Genomic DNA, 16,097 nt, shown 5'->3' with positions numbered 1-16,097 from the left:
CCGATATCACGCCCGATGTATGTCGTCGAGCTGATCGACGGGAACGACGTGTTGCATGGCCACTCCTTTGGTGTTCGATCCGACGTCCGGTCAAGGTGCCAGGCGCGGCGGTGTCGAACGCGACGACACAGCGCCCCGCCAATGACGCGAAACCCGACGGCGCAGCTCCGCCTCACCGACCGCAGACCCGCCCCGCCGCCGCCCCCCACCGAACGCATCCGTCGGGCCGGCTCCGCCGTCCAAACCGGCGTCCTTGATCGAAACCACCATTGCCGACCGAGATCTTGATAACGTTGAGCCATGGACATGGTGCTGGTCGTCGCCACTTCGCAAGCCAATCTGTTCGCAGCCCGGTACCAGATGGCGACCAGCCTCGGCTTCCACATCATGCTCGCCGCGGCCGGTGTCGCGTTCCCGTTCATCACGCTGCTCGCCCACCGGCGGGGTCTCCGCCACAAGGACCGCGACGCCCTGCGCCTGGCGAAACGCTGGTCGAAAGTCATGGCGGTCCTCTTCGCCGTCGGGGCGGTGTCGGGCACGATCATCAGCTTCGAGATGGGCATGCTCTGGCCCGGCATGATGGGTCCGTTCGGCGACGTGATCGGCTTGCCGTTCGCCCTCGAAGGTGTCGCGTTCTTCGTCGAGGCGATCTTCATCGCCATCTACCTCTACGGCTGGAATCGGCTTCCCGCCCGCACGCACTACCGCACGCTGTATCCGATCGTCGTATCCGGTTTCGTCGGGTCGTTCTTCATCGTATCGGCGAACGCGTGGATGAACTCTCCGGCCGGCTTCACCCTCACCGCCGGGGAAGTCACGAACATCGACCCGTGGGCAGCGATGCTGAACTCGGCGACAGGCGTCCAGTACGTACACATGCTGCTTGCGGCCTACATGCTGACCGGGTTCACGATCGCAGGCGTGTATGCGGTCGGACGGTTGAAAGGCCGGACCGATCGCCTCCACCGGCTCGGTTTCATCATCCCCTTCGTCGTCGCGTCGATCGCCGCCCCACTCCAAGTCGTGGTCGGTGACGTCGCCAGCCGCCGTCTCATCGAGGCGCAGCCCGCGAAGTTCGCTGCGATGGAGCTACTCCCCGAGACGATCGCCGGCGCGCCGATGACGCTCGGCGGTCTCCTCGTCGACGGCGAGGTCCGGGGCGCCATCGAGATTCCCGGCCTGGCCTCGTTCCTCGCCACCCGCGACTTCGGCGCCGTCGTCCCCGGCCTGGACGCGGTTCCCGCCGACGAGCGCCCCCCGGCCAACATCGTGCACTGGAGCTTCCAACTGATGGTGGCCCTGGGCACCGGCCTGCTCGCCCTGTCCGCCTGGTTTGCGTTCATCTGGTGGCGCAAACGAGACGTCCCCCAAGGGGTGTGGTTCTGGCGTTTCGCGTCCCTGGCAGGCATCGGGGCGATCACCGCGCTGGAGGCGGGCTGGGTCACCACCGAGGTGGGCCGCCAACCCTGGATCGTCCAAGGTGTCGTGCGAACTGCAGATGCGGTGACGGCCGCCGAGGGCATCGTTGTGACCGCCGCCGCGATCACCGGCCTCTACCTGGTCTTGGGAGTGGCGACCTTGGCCGTGCTGCGGCGCATGTCGCGCCGTTTCGCCGCCGGTGAGGACGTCGCGACACCGTACGGACCAGAGGTCGCACCATGAGCCTCGCGGACGTGATCCTGGCCATCATCTGGGTAGGGGTGTCCGCCTATGGCGTGTTCGGAGGCGCAGACTTCGGCGCCGGCATCTGGGATCTGTTCGCCGGAGGGCCCGAGCGCGGAGCCAAGGTTCGTTCGCTGCTGGAACGGGCGATCGGCCCGGTGTGGGAGGCGAACCATGTGTGGCTGATCTTCGTGCTCGTCTACCTGTGGACGGCGTTCCCGGAGCCGTTCGTCGCGATCGCCACCACCCTGTACATCCCGTTGACGCTGGCGGCGTTCGGCATCATCTTGCGTGGCACCGCGTTCGCGTTCAGGAAGTGGTCCGATACGATGCCCAGCCGGCGGTTCTTCGGGGCGACGTTTGCCGCATCGTCGGTCCTGACCCCGTTCTTTCTCGGCACCGTCGCCGGAGCGATTGCCTCGGGCAGGGTGCCGCTCGGTAACGCAGCCGGCGATCCTGTCGCATCGTGGCTGAACCCGACGTCGCTGCTTGCCGGGTCACTCGCCGTGGTGGCCTGCGCGTTCATGGCGGCCGCGCTGGTTGCCAGGGTCGCCTCGGCGGAGGGTTCGACGGAACTCGCACAGTACTTCCGGCGCCGCGCACTCGGTGCCGGAGTTGCCACCGGGGTGGTGGCGGCGGCCGGCATCGTGGTTCTTCGTGCCGATGCCCCTGCGCTCTTCCATGGCCTCACATCGGCCTGGGGCATCCCGATCCTTCTCGTGTCGGCGGCCGCCGGGATCGTCTCGTTGTGGCTGCTGTCAAGACGCAGTTACTCGGTCGCCCGGGGGTTCGCGCTGCTCGCCACCGTCTCGATCCTGTGGGGCTGGGCAGTCGGCCAGTACCCGTACCTGCTGCAAGGAGAGGCAACCGTCGATGCGTTCGCCGCTCCGCAGGCGGTCCTGATCGGTCTCGTCATCGCCTTCGCCGCGGCGGTCCTACTGGTCATCCCTTCTTTGATCTGGCTGTTCTCCCTCACCGAACGCGGGGTCCTCGGAGAGGTCGGCGGTCAGGACGCAGAGTCGACCGGAGCGTTGCTGGAACGCCTCGGCGGCTGATCGGGATCGACATTCCAGAGCTGCTTGCCGCGTGACATGTTGCGCCTTGCCCGACCCTGTCACCCGGCACCGCGGCGGCGGCCCGGTTGTTCTGATGCCGGGCGGAACGAACCTCACATCGATCGGTCACACCCCGTCGACAGGCGTTGTCGCCGTGACGAGGGACCAGAGTTCGTCGACGGTCGGTGCGGCGCTTCTGGCCATCGCCGCCTCGACGGCGGCTTCTCCGAGTATCGCCTTCAGCCGAGCCAGGACCCGGTCACGGCGCCTTTCAACCGTCCAGTAGGGCGGTGTGCCGGCCTTTGAGAGAGCCAGAGATGCCCCGATGAGGTCCGCTGCCGCATCGACGTCGCCTTCGGCGAGATCCAAGTCGGCGCGCTGTATCAGCCAGCCGGCCAGAAACAGCAGCACTCTGCGGAAATCCTCGTTCTGTAGCGCGACGCCGGCCTGGGCGGCGAACTCTGCCCGCATGCCCGGGACCCCTGCATCGTGGCGTGCCATGGCGATCTGGGTCCGGACAAACGCCGCGTACTCCTTGAGCCCGCCGGCCTCGGCCTGGGTCAGGGCTCTCCGAAGCACAGCTTCGGCACGTTCGGGTTCCCCGGCGTTCAGCTCGACGAGTCCCAGCTGACCGAAGGCTTCGACAAGGCGGTGCGTGGACCCAAACCGTTCGGAAGAGGCGATGGACTCCTCGAACCCTGCCCTGGCCTTCTCGAGGTCGCCCAGCATGGCGTGTGCCTCTGCGATGTTGCCAAGGGAAGCCGTGACGCCTGCCGGATTGCCGCAGCGTCGAGCGACCTCGAGGGCTTCCTGGTTGAGCTCGATAATCCGCTCAGGTTCCGAATCGAAGAGGGAAGAGAGATTGATCAGCGCCGCCGAGTACCCCTGGCGAAGAAGATCCGGATCGGCGCCTTCTGCGTCGAGCTGCCGATACAGCGCAAGCGAGGCGACGAGATGCTCTCGCTCCTCATCCCACAGACCTGCAAGTCCGGCGAGCGTGCCCTGGCCGAGGTGACCTTTCGCCAGTAGATGTTTCGGGGTGTCGGCACTCGCAGAGGCGAGCGTGGCGCGCAGCCAGCGAAGTCCTTCGTCAAAGCGGAACGCGATCCGCCAGTACGCCCCGATCGCACCGGCGATGCGAAGCCCCAGCTCGGCGTGGTCGGATTCGGTCGACCACAGCATCGCCTGGCGCAGGTTGTCGAGATCCGCCTCGATGCGTCCCCACCAGAGTCGCTCGTCCACACCGCGCATGTGCGGTTCGGCCGCCTCGGCGAGCTCCACGAAATACTCGGCGTGGCGGAGCCGGAACTCGTCGGCCCGTCCGTGCTCGTCGAGGAGGTCACGGGCGAACTGGCGGATCGTCTCCAGCAGCGCATATCGGGATACGGTGCCGGTCGTATCGGCTGCAACGAGGGACTTGTCGACCAGGGATGGGATCAGCTCCATCACATCGAACGCGTCGATCGTGTCGTCCGCACACACACGTTCCGCGGCGCCCAGCGTGAATCCGCCCTGGAACACCGACAGCCTTTCGAACAGATCACGTTCGGCGGGCTCGAGCAGCTGATAGGACCAGTCGATCGCCGCGGCCAATGTCTGCTGGCGGGGCAGCGCGGTCCGGGAACCTCCGGTGAGCAGCCGGAACCGCCGATCGAGATGCTCTGCGACCTCGTTCGGTGTGAACGACCGGATCCTGGCAGCGGCGAGTTCGAGAGCGAGCGGCATCCCGTCGAGACGCGTACAGATCTCGACGACAGGCGGAGCGTTTTCTGCGGTGAGGCGAAAGTCGGTCTTCGACACGGCTGCCCGCTCGACGAACAGGCGTATCGCGTCGTACCTGGCGAGGTCGCGAGCGGTGAGGTCTCCCGTGTCCGGGGGCAGCGACATGGACCGCAACCCGTAGGCGACCTCGCCTCCGATGCCCAGCAGCTCTCGACTGGTGGCGATGATGCGCAGGTCGGTGGTGCCAACGAGGAGGGTGTCGACAAGTCGGGCACAGGAACCGATCAGGTGTTCACAGTTGTCGATGATGAGCAGCGTGTTCTGGTGTGCCAGATGCTCGATGAGCGAGTCCAGCAACGGGCGACCGGGCTGTTCGGCGACGCCGAGCGTCCCCATGATGGCGGACACGATGAGGTCCGGGTCGCTGACCGCCGCGAGCTCGACCAGCCACGTCCCCCCGGGAAACTTCGTGCTCATCGAAGCCGCCACCTGCAACGCCAGGCGGGTCTTGCCTGCACCCCCGACCCCGGTCACGGTGACGAGACGGGCACCTCGAACGAGCTTCTCGACCTCGGCGAGTTCCTGGACCCGGCCCACGAAACTCGTCGCGAGGGTCGGCAGGTTGTTCGGGATCTCGTCGAGGGTCACCAGCGGAGGGAACTCCGAGGGAAGGCCGCGGCCTGCGAGCTGGAACACCCGCTCGGGGCGTGCGAGGTCGCGTATCCGGTGCTCGCCCAGATCGACGAACCACAACCCGTCAGGGAGTTGCTGCCCTGCGAGGCGCTCGGTGACGAGACCGACGAGGATCTGGCCGCCGTGACCGGCAGCGAGAAGGCGGGCGGCACGGTTCAACGCCGGACCGAAGAAGTCGTCGCCGCGCGGCTCCGCTTCTCCGGTGTTGATCGCCATCCGGACTCTCAGGACCCCGATCTCGGGGTGCGGCCGCGAGGCGATCGCCTCTTGTGCTTGCGCCGCGGCGGCGACGGCATCCGAGGCCGAAGCAAACACGGCGAGGACCCCATCACCGGTGTGCTTGAAGACTCTGCCGCGATGGGCAGTGATCGCCTTGGCCAGCGTCTCATCGTGTTCGGCGAGAGCGACACGCGTCGCCTCCGGATGCGTCTCCCACAGGCGTGTCGAACCTTCGAGATCGGTGAACAGGAATGTGCGTGTCGCCAATTGATCCCTCGGCCTCTCAGCCTACGGGCTGTTCGACCGTCGTGCCGGTGCCGGCCGGAGATCCTGAGGCCTCCGCATCGCCAAGAAGAGTGTCAGATGCGTTGAAAGCCCATCTCGATGCCGACGGCCGGTTGCTCCTGCCGCGCCGTTCGGCTACAGGAGTGCGCCGGCAGCACGGCCCGACCTCAGGTCGCCTGTTGAACCGAGGCTGCTGCGCGCCGCATGCGAACCAGCACCAGCGGCGGGACGAGTGCCAAACCGGCGCCGACCAGGCTGAGAGCGACGTAGCCGCCGGCGGCGAGCAGGAACCCGGACGCGACCGTCGCGACGGCGCCCGACATCCACACGAACGCGTCGGCGACCCCCTGGGCGCGAAGCCGTGCCCCGGGGGGGACGTCTTCGATGACGAGAGCGCTGCCGGCTACGAACCCGAAGTTCCATCCAAGTCCGAGCAGGAACAGGGAACCGACGAGGAGCACCCGGTCGGACCCCGAGGCGAACGCCGCGAGGACGCCGGCGATCAGCAGCAGCACGTCTCCACTCAACACGACCTGGATCCGTCCCAGCCGATCGGCGAGCCACCCGGTGACCGGCGAGAGGGCGAACATGCCCAGCGTGTGTGCGCTGATCACCAGCCCGACGATCCCGAGACTCTGTCCGGCGGAACGGATGTAGATCGGGGTCATGGTCATGATGAGCACCATGACGACCTGGCCGGCGACGAGTGCCACGATCGCGAAGCGGACCTTCGGTATCCGAAACAGGGCAGACACGCGCATGGGGACCGTGTCGGCCTTGGCTTGTTCTTCGGCGGCGAACTCCAACGGGTCGGGACGGAGCAGGACCGCGATGAGTATCCCCGCCAGCGTGAAGGCGATCGCCGTGCCGAGGTATGGCCCGGCGAGCCCTGTGATGCCGATGGCGATCCCGAACCTCTGGGCGGGTTCCAGCAGTGAGGGGCCGATCACCGAACCGACCGTGCCGGCCCACACGACGAGTGCGATCGCCGAGCCTCGGCGTTCCGGGGAGACGACTTCGGCGGCTGCGTACCGGGCGAGCCTGTCGGAGCTGTTGCCGGCCCCGAAGAGAAAGAACCCGACGACCAGCACCAGGAACAGCCCGGTGTACACGGCGACCGCCGACACGAGCGCACCGGCGACCGCGATCGTCTGACCGGCGATCATCCCGGCACGCCGGCCCCGCCGGGCCATGTAGGCCGACATGGGAGTGGTGGCGAGCGCCATGCCTGCCACACCGACCGCCGCGGGGAGACCCGCCCACAGTGCCGAGCCGAGCATGTCCTGCGCGGCAAGGCTCGCAACGGTCAACGCGAGAAGGAACCCGATGCGGTTGATCCCGGAGCCGGCGAACAGGGTGCCGATGAGACGTCGGCGTATGGTCCGGGAGGGCAGCATCGTGGCAGCGTAGCGGTGATGGGAGCGTTCACATCAAACGGCCGCGCGAACGCTCGGTATCGCGATCGCAGCTGCCCCCTTTGGCCTCCAGGTGACGGGAACGTCGACGGCAGACAGGCAACGTGTGTCGGGCTGCCCGCCCGGTCGCCGCGGGAACTTCGCCTGCCCGGTGCAGCGTCGAAGGGGCAGTGAAGATCCTCTTTGTCGTCGTGGTCGTGTTGTTGGCCGGCTGCTCGTCGAGCCCGTCGGCCACGACGGTCACGTTCTCGGTGCAGGGCCATGTGCACGCAGGGCCGACCTGCCCGGTGATGCGTGAGCCGCCCGATCCGGACTGCGCCGACCGGCCCGTGGTCGGCGCGGAGCTCCTCGTGTGGGGACCCGCCGACAACGAGGTCGCCCGCACGCGGACGGACGGGCAGGGCCGGTTCAGTCTGGATCTGCCGGCAGGTACCTACACGCTGGTCCCCCAACCGGTCGAGGGCCTGCTCGGCACCGCCTCCGAGCAGCAGTTCACCGTGCCCGAGACCGAACCACTCGATGTCGCCTACGACACCGGCATCCGGTGACACGCGCTCCCGTCCGGACCGATCAGAATGCGGTCCCTCTCGTCGGATTCAACCCCTTCGCAGCCCCCTCCCCTTCGCGGCGTGCGTGGCGTACGATCGCTGCACGGGGCGGCGGGTAGAGCGAGGAGACCCCAACCGTGTACGCACCCAAACGACACATCCCTCAGGCCCATCGACGCATCGAGGTCCTTCTGCCCGCCACTTTGGTCGCGGCACTCGACCAAGACACGACCCGTCTCGATCGGTGGATCAGCCGCTCGAAGGTGATCGGTGTCGCGATCCGCCACTATCTCGATGACGGCGGAGCACCGGCACTCATCGGTGACCGAGACCCTGAGTGAACGACCATGATCCGTCGCCCATGGGGAGAGCGTCGGTATGACCGCGGTTATACTCCTTCGTATGAAGACCGCCGTGTCGCTCCCCGATGACCTGTTCCGGCGCGCCGAGAAGCTCGCAGCACGCCTCGGCATCGCCCGCAGCCGACTCTACGCGCAGGCACTGGCCGAGTACCTCGATGCTCACGCCGACGACCAGGTGACCGAGGCGCTGAACGGGGTGTATGCACATGAGCCTTCCGGTATCGACACGGATCTCGCTGCTGCCCAGGTACAGATCATCGCCAACGAGGAGTGGTGATGCGCCGTGGTGAGATCTGGTGGGCCGATCTGGGCACGGCGAAGGGTTCGTCGCCGGCCAAACGCCGCCCGGTGCTCGTGGTCCAGGCCGACGCCTTCAACGACAGCCACATCGCAACGGTGATGGCGGCGGTCATCACCTCCAACCTGCGCCTCGCTGCGGCCCCCGGAAACGTTCGGCTTTCGAAACGGACTTCGCAACTGCCGAAGGAATCGGTCGTAAACGTGTCCCAGGTGGTCACGCTGAACAAGACAGACCTCTCGCAACATGTCTCGACGCTGGCTCGCGACACAATGACAGCCGTCGATGACGGCCTCCGCCTGGCTCTCGGAATCTGAGCACCCACCGGCGGAGCGTTGGCCGCAAAGGTCAGTCGGGATTCGAACGTGTGAGCAGCTCGATCTCGTGCCATGCTGGGGCAAGGCCGCCTGCGAGGCGCTTTGTGACCACGCGAACCAGCTCGACGGCCGTCAACGGTTCCGGTGGCTCGTAGGTGAGGATGTCCCCCTCGGCGGTCGTGCCGTCGAACACGTGGACACGCTCGAGGTTGCCGCCTGATCGGCGGATCCAAAGCTCATGCACGGAGGCACCCGGAGGATCCTGAGCCACGACGAGGCGGATCGTCTCTATGTCGGTCGGCTGTGCAAGGGCGAGCTCGACCCACTGGGGCGCGCGACCTGTGGCGTTCCAATGGGCGGGCGTGCCGTCGTTGACGTACCCCGCGGGGGTCGACGGATAGGCGCTCGAGGCGGTCGCGGTTGCATCGAGAGCGACGTTCCAGCGGATGAAGTCGAACGTGCGGTAGGCACACGGGTCGGGGCGTTCGGCAGGAGACACGACCCTGGCGATCTCGGCGTCCCCGTCGCTCGCCCACCAGATGTCGGTGAAGTTGTCTCCCCGCCACGACCATACGAGCCATCCCTGGAATCCGACCTCGCAGCTCTCGACCTGCATGCGCATGATTGCGGCCGCAGCGCCGGCAGCATCCGAGAACCACGAGTAGTACGCCCCCAACTCGCCGAGCACGATCGGTTTCTCGTCGACGCTGGCGATACCGAAGTTCTCCCACACGTCGGCGTCATCGACGCCGTTGCCCGGATAGTGGTGCAGGTCGAAGAAGTCCATCGTGGAGTTGCGCAGAAAGTAGGCGGTCCGCACGAACCGGGTCGCGCCCGGCCCTCGGACGGGGTTGGGTGCGTTCGGGGTGAAGAAGCCCACCGTCACGAGCGCCGTCGGGTCGATCTCGCGGATCGCGGTACGGATCAGGTCGGCCCAGTACGTGAGCCCCTCGTCGACCATGCGGTTCTTGTCATCGCGGCTCGCCATGTCGTAGGTCTCGCCGTTCGCCGTGGTGATGAGGCCTTCGTCGAGCGAGAGCGGCGCGTAGTCGAGGTGGAAGTAGTGCTCCTGGCGGAGCTCGTAGCCCCAGATTACGTCGAGCGGCGCGGCACGGTCGACGAGTGCCTGCACGACGGATCGCCAGTAGTCGACATAGATGGGGACGGCTTTGGGGTTGAGGAACTCATTGTTGGCGCTGGCGAAGGTCTCGTTGGCGAGCCTGGCGGTGGCGTTGATCCAGTAGCCGTCGTCCGGCAAGGTGTTGGAGGAGACCATCACAAACATGTCGTGTGCTTTGACCCGGCGGAGAAAGTCGACCACGTTGTCCATGTAGGCCGGGTTGAGCCGCCCGTCGGCTCCCGTGATACAGCCGTTGATGTGGACGCCGCAGGTTTCGAGCATGACGCGCACCACGTTGAAGCCCATCGACCTCATGGCGGCGAGGTCCTCGTCTACCGTGGCCGGGTCGTACGCGTTGGTCGACAGCAGCAGGTCGACCGTGGAGCCGTCGCGTGCCGTGAGGAACCGGTTGTAGTTCATGCCGCGGGGCACGAAGCGTTCACCGGTCGCCGTGTCGTAGAACTCGCCCTTTCCGTCGACGACCCGTGCCTGGATCCGGTGTTCGGCGGGCGGTGCCATCGTCGTGGTCGTGGTGGTCGACGGTCCCGACGTGGTGGTGGTTGGGACGGTCGTCGTCGGCTGCGATGCGCTGGTGGTCGCCGGCACGGTGGCGGTGGTGGTGGTCGTCGCCGCCCGACCGGTACAGGCGGCCAGGATCATCGCACCCACGAGCACTGCAGCTCGTCTCACCTGCCGGCTCCGACGATTACCCGGTTCTCCTTGGCCACCACGGTTGCTCACACTATCAGGTGACAGTCGACGGACCCCGGATGTCCAACGCCAGAAGGGTGGATCGGAATCTGTCGCCGGGCGTTGCCCCTGCGCGCTCCACGATCATCCAGCGGACATCAGATGGTTCGTCGAGAAAAGCGTCAGGGGCGGTGCACAGACAACTGATTGTCGAATGCAGGCATGCTCGCTTGATGAGCCAGGGTTTCCTGACGGTGAGCGTCAGAGGGATCGGATGAGTGACCTCTGCCGTGTGAAGGTTTCCGGAGCGTTGCTTCGGGGCCCAGGCTGTCAGGGCCAGGGCGATGAAGCGCCTGAGCGGAGCGCCTTTGCGGTTCCCATCGTCATGCGCTAGATCCCGTTGGTTTTGATCATCATGTGGACGCAATGTGGTCGCGAGGCCGAGCCCCAGCCAATCAGTTTCACGTGAACATGAGATTGGCGATCCTCAGCATCCCTCCAGGAAGGCCACACCAGCCTGCGCTGGGTGCCACCGGGCTCCATCTTGCGACCAACGGACCAACAGTCCGCCCCAGGCGCGCACAGCGGTCCGGTAAGGGGATCCCCCCGTTTTCCACCACATCACGGGACACCTGTCTCTCCTCCATCACGAGCGCCTGACGGCTGCCTGGCGTGCGGCTCCCGGCTCGATCAACAGGCAATGCGCCCCATACCCGGGCCGGACTCGCCTAGACGACGAGTCCGGCCATTGGGGTCCTGGCCCCTGCCGGTGTCAGGGTTGGTTGAGGAATTTGTCGACGTACCCGGCTCTGACGGGGTCTTCGACGGTGTGGTAGTCGACGACGCAGACGTCGTGGGCGTCGTATGCGGCCTGTTCGAATGCTGTGTAGTCGGCGTAGCCGGTGACCTGGTCGAGGAGGATCCCGTTCTTGGCGGCAGTGGTCTCGAGGGCTTCTCGACGTTCGTCCACCATCCGGTACACGTCGTCGATGCCGGTGACGTCCAGCCCGTAGCCGTGCATGCAGGTGACGTACGTGGCGCGTGCATTGATCATGCGCGGGTCGGTCGCCATGGCGGCATCGACCTTCTCGGCGGCAGCGGCGAGCTCATCGAGCTGACGGGCCCGGTTGACCCCGAACACCTGTTCGTAGGTGACGTCGTAGCAGCCGGGTGTAGTCTCGTCACCCCAGTAGGCAGTCTGGTAGGCGTCGACCTGCTCAGGTGTGACCCGTGCGAGGATCACATCGTTCGGATCGACAGGCGCGTCGACGTTCACATCGCCGCTGCCACCCCTCGCGTAATCGAGTTCCGCGGCGCGTTCCATCACCCAGTCCGCCGGCAGATGCGGGATGTACTCGAAACCCTTCACCGTCATGCACGCGGCGATCGCGTCCTCCTGGTCCATCAGCCTGGCCTCGAACGCGTCCAGCTGCCGGGTCACCTCGGCAACCGGGATCCGATCAGGTGCGCGTGTCGACCCCTGGGCGACAGCGCCGCCGACCCCGAGGATGGCGACCGCAGCCAGGATGATCAGTAGTTTCTTCATTGTTCAACCTCCATAGTCCCGCAGGATTGCGGCACCCTCAGGCCAGATCGCATCGAAACACGCAGTCAGAGTGTTGGAGCCTTGACATGGGCCGCCCGGACCGGTCGCCCAATCGGACATGTACTCAGGAGATGCTCCGTGTTCCAACAGATAGCGCAGCAGTACCAGGTCGCGGTTGTCCTCACTTGACGTCCTGAGGACCGTCTCGGTCGTGTCTGCACCGGCCTCGACGAGAAACCCGACCCCTTCCATCCAGTCCGCGCCGACAGCAGCCTGGAGCGGCGTCGACCCCATCGAGACGACGTCGACGTCGGCGCCGGCCTCGACGAGGATCCGCATCGACTCGAGGTCCCGCTCGGTCACTGCCAGGCTGATCGCCACCGCATCCTCCTGAGCGGCTTTGAACACGTTGACGTCTGCGCCGGTGTCGACGAGACGTTGGAGCAGCTCACGGTTGTGTCGTTTCACCGCCCACATCACCGGCGTGTAGTCGCCGGCCGCAGCCAGGTTCGGATCGGCTCCGTGTTTCAACAGCAGGTCGATCGCCTCGTCGCAGTCCGACTGGATCGCGCCGGTGAGCGCACTCACCGCGTACGGCTCGTCCAGATCGTTCGGATCACCACCGCCATCGAGCAGGCGGGCCAGCTCGTCCATATCCCCGATCACGACTGCGGCGATCACCGGATGCGCCTTGGCGAAGTAGTCGTAGTCTCGGCGGAGATAGATCTTGTCACCGAGGAACCCGCAGTAGAAATGCTCGTCGGATATGAAGGTCGGCACCGGCTTCCCGGTCGCGGTGATGAGTTCACTGCCGACCGGTGCAGTCGTTGGTGGCACCAACGACGTCGAAGAAGCCACGGTCGTCGGCGTCGTAGATGATGCTGTCACCGGTACCGTGACCACCGTTGTCGGAACCGTCGACGCCGGCGCACCTTGGACGGAACAGCCTGCAGCCAGAATGACAAACACGACCAACCAGCACACGCGTCTCATCGTCACACCTCGTTGCCGCAGACGTGCAGACGGTCGTTCCAGTACTGATAGGAGATCCGGTACACCGTCGACAACCAGCTCCGATCGGTCTGATTGACCTTGACGCAGCCAAGAGAGGCGTAGTTGCTGTCCTGCCATCCCGTGTACCCCTGCGAATGGATGTACAGGGCAGTGCGAAGGGTCGACGATCCCCCATCGCACCGTTTGTTACGCATGTACCAAACCCAACCGCGGATAACAGTCCCACCCCACTCCTTGTCCTCGAACACCAGGTCCGAATTGGAGTCGCCATCAGAGCGCCCGTAGTAACCATCCGGAGCCGGACCCGCGTTGCTCGTGCAGTCATTCAACGTCCCATTCCCTGACCCCGCGGCCATGGTGATACGGTGGCGGTACCCGTCATAGGTCACGTACGCGGTGAGCGTGCCCATGATCGCGCCAGTGCTCTGGTTGATGCTGCCGCCCCTCGAGAAGTACAAGTTCGGCGGCAGGGTGTCATAGCTGTAGAACGTGTCCGTATAGGCGCTCGCCGCTCTCGGCCGAGTAGCCGTCATCCCGGCAATCAGCACCAGCGCGACAGCCAGCGCGAGCGCAACTCGCCTCCCACGAGTAGATGTGAACAACTTCAATCTCCTTTCAACAACACGACCACGTGGTCGAGGCAGGGAGTCCGGCATCCCTCTCCTTGTAGATTCGTGAGTCTTGGATCTGTGTTGGAAACACTTCACATATGTATTCGTCGAAGAGGCCTTTTGGGTTCCCGCCAACAAAGCCGGCGGCCAGCGGGGGGAACTCCAGTTCCCGTCGGCGGAGGCGTCGGTTTCTGGCTTGGTGTGTGTGGGTCGTCCGGCCGGGCTGGCAGGGGGGCGGGCGGCGTCGACCCGTGGAGGTTGCGACGCTTGGGCCCGTCCCTCCTGCCTACTGGTTGTTCGCCGGACGCGTGTTGCGGGTTCCGGGAACCTGATAGGCCGGTTTCGCGAATACATACTTGTACGGACCCGTGGAGGTGTGTGTGATGGCGTTTGGACGTTTCGGTCGTGTGTCTCTTTCGGTGGTGCTTCTGGCTGTTGTGCTGGTGGTCGCCGACATCCCTGCTGTGGCGTCGGCTGCGGTTGGGTCTGAGACGCATTGTGTGGTGCGGGTGGTTGGAGAGAGACCGGACGGGGAGTTCGTGGTGACGGCGGCGACGTGTTTCGCGACGCTCGCGGAGGCGTTGACGTTCGCTTCGGGTGGTTCTGTCGTGTTTGATGCCGGGTTGACCGGGCCGGGACTGCTGGCCGATGAGGGGGGTGCGGCGGCGACGGTGGCATCGTTCACACTCGGGGTGCATTTCGATGGTTTCAATGGTTCCGGGAGTTCGATCAGCGTCGTGGGATCCTCGTGTTCGGGCGGGTATTGGAACACGGGGGCTACGTGGGCGGATCGGATCTCGTCCTCGTGGAACGGCTGCTATCGCTTGCGGCATCATGTCTCGTCGGGAGGTCAAGGGTCGGGGGAGGACACCTACCCGGCGGGTTCGATACACAATCTGACGTGGATGAACAACCTCACCCGGTCGATCTCCTATTGGGGATCCTGACCGTTTCGCTGGCGTGACGGTCGTGCAAGCCGCCCTTGTGCCAGCATGAGTGGGATGGGTATCGATGGTTCTGACGCGGAGATGATTGAGGCTTCGTGGTCTGACCCGTCACGGTTCGGTGACGTGTTTCGTCGCCACCACGGGGCGGTGTATGGATATGTGGTGAGGACGCTCGGGTATCCAGAAGGGCCGGATGTGGCCGCGAAGGTGTTCGTGGAGGCGTTCGAGTCCCGACACCGCTACGACGTGTCGCATCCGAGTGCCCGGCCGTGGTTGTTGGGGATCGCGGCGCATCTGGTCGCCGACCATTACCGGCGTAGGGAGCGTGGTCGCCGGGCAACGCTTCGTCTGGGGAATCCGACAACCGTGCCGGACTTCGCCGACGAGGCCGCCAGGAGGGTCGACGCCGATGCGGCTCATGGGGTGATCCGTGGGGCGCTCGGGCAGCTTCGCCGGGAGGAGGCCGAGGTGGTGTCGCTTTACGCGTTGGCGGGTCTGTCGTATGGGGAGATCGCCGAGGCGACCGGGGTTGCGGTGGGCACGGTGAAGTCTCGTCTCAGCCGTGCCAGGGGCCGGCTTCGGAACCTTTTGGGCGACTTCGACGAAAACAGTGATGAGACGTGATGAACCGTAACGACGACCCGTTTGAGCAGCTTCGACGGCTGGCCGGTGATCCGACGCCGACCGACGACGAGGAACAACGTGCCTGGGCGATGCTGCAGCAGGCGATCGGAACTGAACGGCCGGCAGGTCGACGGGCACGGAGGCGACGCCGGCTCATACCGGTTGTCGCTGCTGTGGCTGTCGTGCTGGTGGTTGCCGGTGTAGTGCTGTCACGTCCGAGCCGGGTGGAGGCCACGCTTGGCGAGATCGCGTATGCGGCGCGTCTGGCGACCCCCCAAGAGATCCCGGAAGGGTCGTTCCTCTACACCCGATCCGGACAAGTCAGTCTCATAGTGACTCCGGGTGACAGACTGGGTCTGCAGGGCCACGTCGCGTACCTTCTCCCAACCACACGGGAAGAGTGGCGCAGGGGCGACTTCGTGCAACTGGTCACCACGGCCGGGACGCCGACCTTCTTCGATCCCGAGGTCGAGGCCGCCTACTACGCGTACGGCTTCGACAAGACAGATCATGTCGGCCAGACGCTCACCCGCCAGCTCACCGGCGTCACCAACGACCTCGCCGAAACCGACTGGCCCACCGACCCTGGCCGGCTCCGCGACGCCCTCGAAGCCTACGCGAGCCAAGGCGCCGGCAGCCTGCCGTTGGACATCCAGGTCTTTCACCTCGCCACCGACCTGCTCCGAGAGGCCGACCCCGGCCCAAGTGTTCGGGCGGCACTCATCGAGGTTTTCACCCAACTCCCCGTCACCCTCGTCGATCGGGGATCCGACGGATCGGTCACCCTGGCGGTCACCTACAACCGGCCGCCATCGGTGCGAGACACCATCACCCTCGACCCACAAGGACACCTCATCGCCGAAACCAGCACCCTGCTCGAACCCGCACCCGAGTTCGGCATCCCCACAGGAACCCGCATCTGGGACGCCACCTACACCATCCCCACCGTCGTCGACACCCTCGACACCA

Annotated in this window: 15 protein-coding genes; 9 read left to right on the top strand and 6 right to left on the bottom strand. The window is 65.8% G+C overall.

The window, feature by feature from the left end; translation table 11 throughout:
- Positions 1-300 precede the first annotated feature (300 nt).
- Both GXP34_14795 and GXP34_14790 read left to right on the top strand, forming a co-directional pair.
- Positions 301-1,662 (top strand): cytochrome ubiquinol oxidase subunit I, encoded by a 1,362-nt coding sequence (locus GXP34_14795; protein NOY57232.1) that lies wholly within the window; start codon positions 301-303, stop codon positions 1,660-1,662.
- Positions 1,659-2,717: a cytochrome d ubiquinol oxidase subunit II gene (locus tag GXP34_14790; GenBank protein ID NOY57231.1), complete on the top strand. Its 1,059-nt coding sequence runs from the start codon at positions 1,659-1,661 to the stop codon at positions 2,715-2,717. The genes GXP34_14795 and GXP34_14790 overlap by 4 nt, the downstream gene beginning before the upstream one ends.
- A 126-nt stretch (positions 2,718-2,843) precedes the next feature.
- Here the strand turns inward: GXP34_14790 and GXP34_14785 are convergent, their stop codons facing one another.
- Entirely contained in the window at positions 2,844-5,618 is a 2,775-nt protein-coding gene (locus GXP34_14785; GenBank protein NOY57230.1) for a tetratricopeptide repeat protein, read from the bottom strand.
- Positions 5,619-5,803: 185 nt separating this feature from the next.
- On the bottom strand, positions 5,804-7,033 hold the full coding sequence (locus GXP34_14780; protein ID NOY57229.1) for an MFS transporter: 1,230 nt from the start codon (positions 7,031-7,033) through the stop codon (positions 5,804-5,806).
- 188 nt (positions 7,034-7,221) lie between these two features.
- Between GXP34_14780 and GXP34_14775 the strand changes: the two genes are divergently transcribed.
- From GXP34_14775 to GXP34_14760, 4 genes are all read left to right on the top strand, one after another.
- The gene (locus GXP34_14775) at positions 7,222-7,599 is read left to right on the top strand and encodes a carboxypeptidase regulatory-like domain-containing protein (GenBank protein NOY57228.1); all 378 of its coding nucleotides are present in this window, start codon (positions 7,222-7,224) and stop codon (positions 7,597-7,599) included.
- A gap of 137 nt (positions 7,600-7,736) precedes the next feature.
- Complete coding sequence (locus GXP34_14770; protein NOY57227.1) at positions 7,737-7,940, top strand: hypothetical protein; 204 nt, start codon at positions 7,737-7,739, stop codon at positions 7,938-7,940.
- 61 nt (positions 7,941-8,001) lie between these two features.
- Positions 8,002-8,238: a hypothetical protein gene (locus GXP34_14765; GenBank protein ID NOY57226.1), complete on the top strand. Its 237-nt coding sequence runs from the start codon at positions 8,002-8,004 to the stop codon at positions 8,236-8,238.
- On the top strand, positions 8,238-8,576 hold the full coding sequence (locus tag GXP34_14760) for a type II toxin-antitoxin system PemK/MazF family toxin (GenBank protein NOY57225.1): 339 nt from the start codon (positions 8,238-8,240) through the stop codon (positions 8,574-8,576). Before GXP34_14765 ends, GXP34_14760 begins: the two co-directional genes overlap by 1 nt.
- A 31-nt stretch (positions 8,577-8,607) precedes the next feature.
- Here GXP34_14760 and GXP34_14755 read toward each other — a convergent pair whose 3' ends face one another.
- The 4 genes from GXP34_14755 to GXP34_14740 form a co-directional block, all read right to left on the bottom strand.
- The gene (locus GXP34_14755) at positions 8,608-10,386 is read right to left on the bottom strand and encodes a hypothetical protein (protein ID NOY57224.1); all 1,779 of its coding nucleotides are present in this window, start codon (positions 10,384-10,386) and stop codon (positions 8,608-8,610) included.
- Positions 10,387-11,158: 772 nt separating this feature from the next.
- On the bottom strand, positions 11,159-11,932 hold the full coding sequence (locus tag GXP34_14750; GenBank protein NOY57223.1) for a hypothetical protein: 774 nt from the start codon (positions 11,930-11,932) through the stop codon (positions 11,159-11,161).
- A 3-nt stretch (positions 11,933-11,935) separates the two neighbouring features.
- Positions 11,936-12,925 (bottom strand): hypothetical protein, encoded by a 990-nt coding sequence (locus GXP34_14745; protein ID NOY57222.1) that lies wholly within the window; start codon positions 12,923-12,925, stop codon positions 11,936-11,938.
- A 2-nt stretch (positions 12,926-12,927) separates the two neighbouring features.
- Positions 12,928-13,548: a hypothetical protein gene (locus tag GXP34_14740; protein NOY57221.1), complete on the bottom strand. Its 621-nt coding sequence runs from the start codon at positions 13,546-13,548 to the stop codon at positions 12,928-12,930.
- A 392-nt stretch (positions 13,549-13,940) separates the two neighbouring features.
- On the opposite strand from GXP34_14740, the gene GXP34_14735 reads away from it, so the two are divergent.
- The 3 genes from GXP34_14735 to GXP34_14725 form a co-directional block, all read left to right on the top strand.
- Positions 13,941-14,504: a hypothetical protein gene (locus tag GXP34_14735; GenBank protein NOY57220.1), complete on the top strand. Its 564-nt coding sequence runs from the start codon at positions 13,941-13,943 to the stop codon at positions 14,502-14,504.
- Positions 14,505-14,558: 54 nt separating this feature from the next.
- Positions 14,559-15,128: an RNA polymerase sigma factor gene (locus GXP34_14730; GenBank protein NOY57219.1), complete on the top strand. Its 570-nt coding sequence runs from the start codon at positions 14,559-14,561 to the stop codon at positions 15,126-15,128.
- A partial coding sequence (locus GXP34_14725; protein NOY57218.1) for a hypothetical protein occupies positions 15,128-16,097 on the top strand: 970 nt, incomplete at its 3' end. The genes GXP34_14730 and GXP34_14725, both read left to right, overlap by 1 nt.

Source organism: Actinomycetota bacterium (assembly GCA_013152275.1).
Taxonomy (GTDB): domain Bacteria; phylum Actinomycetota; class Acidimicrobiia; order Spongiisociales; family UBA4744; genus BMS3Bbin01.
The sequence above is the reverse complement of the archived record's forward strand: the minus strand, read 5'-3'. Positions and strand labels throughout refer to the sequence as shown.

What these genes read in the sequence shown, in the direction of transcription:
- GXP34_14750 (NOY57223.1), bottom strand. Translation starts at nt 11,932, where the DNA reads ATGAAGAAACTACTGATCATCCTGGCTGCGGTCGCCATCCTCGGGGTC.
- GXP34_14735 (NOY57220.1), top strand. Translation starts at nt 13,941, where the DNA reads ATGGCGTTTGGACGTTTCGGTCGTGTGTCTCTTTCGGTGGTGCTTCTG.
- GXP34_14780 (NOY57229.1), bottom strand. Translation starts at nt 7,033, where the DNA reads ATGCTGCCCTCCCGGACCATACGCCGACGTCTCATCGGCACCCTGTTC.
- GXP34_14760 (NOY57225.1), top strand. Translation starts at nt 8,238, where the DNA reads ATGCGCCGTGGTGAGATCTGGTGGGCCGATCTGGGCACGGCGAAGGGT.
- GXP34_14765 (NOY57226.1), top strand. Translation starts at nt 8,002, where the DNA reads ATGAAGACCGCCGTGTCGCTCCCCGATGACCTGTTCCGGCGCGCCGAG.
- GXP34_14790 (NOY57231.1), top strand. Translation starts at nt 1,659, where the DNA reads ATGAGCCTCGCGGACGTGATCCTGGCCATCATCTGGGTAGGGGTGTCC.
- GXP34_14730 (NOY57219.1), top strand. Translation starts at nt 14,559, where the DNA reads ATGGGTATCGATGGTTCTGACGCGGAGATGATTGAGGCTTCGTGGTCT.
- GXP34_14745 (NOY57222.1), bottom strand. Translation starts at nt 12,925, where the DNA reads ATGAGACGCGTGTGCTGGTTGGTCGTGTTTGTCATTCTGGCTGCAGGC.
- GXP34_14795 (NOY57232.1), top strand. Translation starts at nt 301, where the DNA reads ATGGACATGGTGCTGGTCGTCGCCACTTCGCAAGCCAATCTGTTCGCA.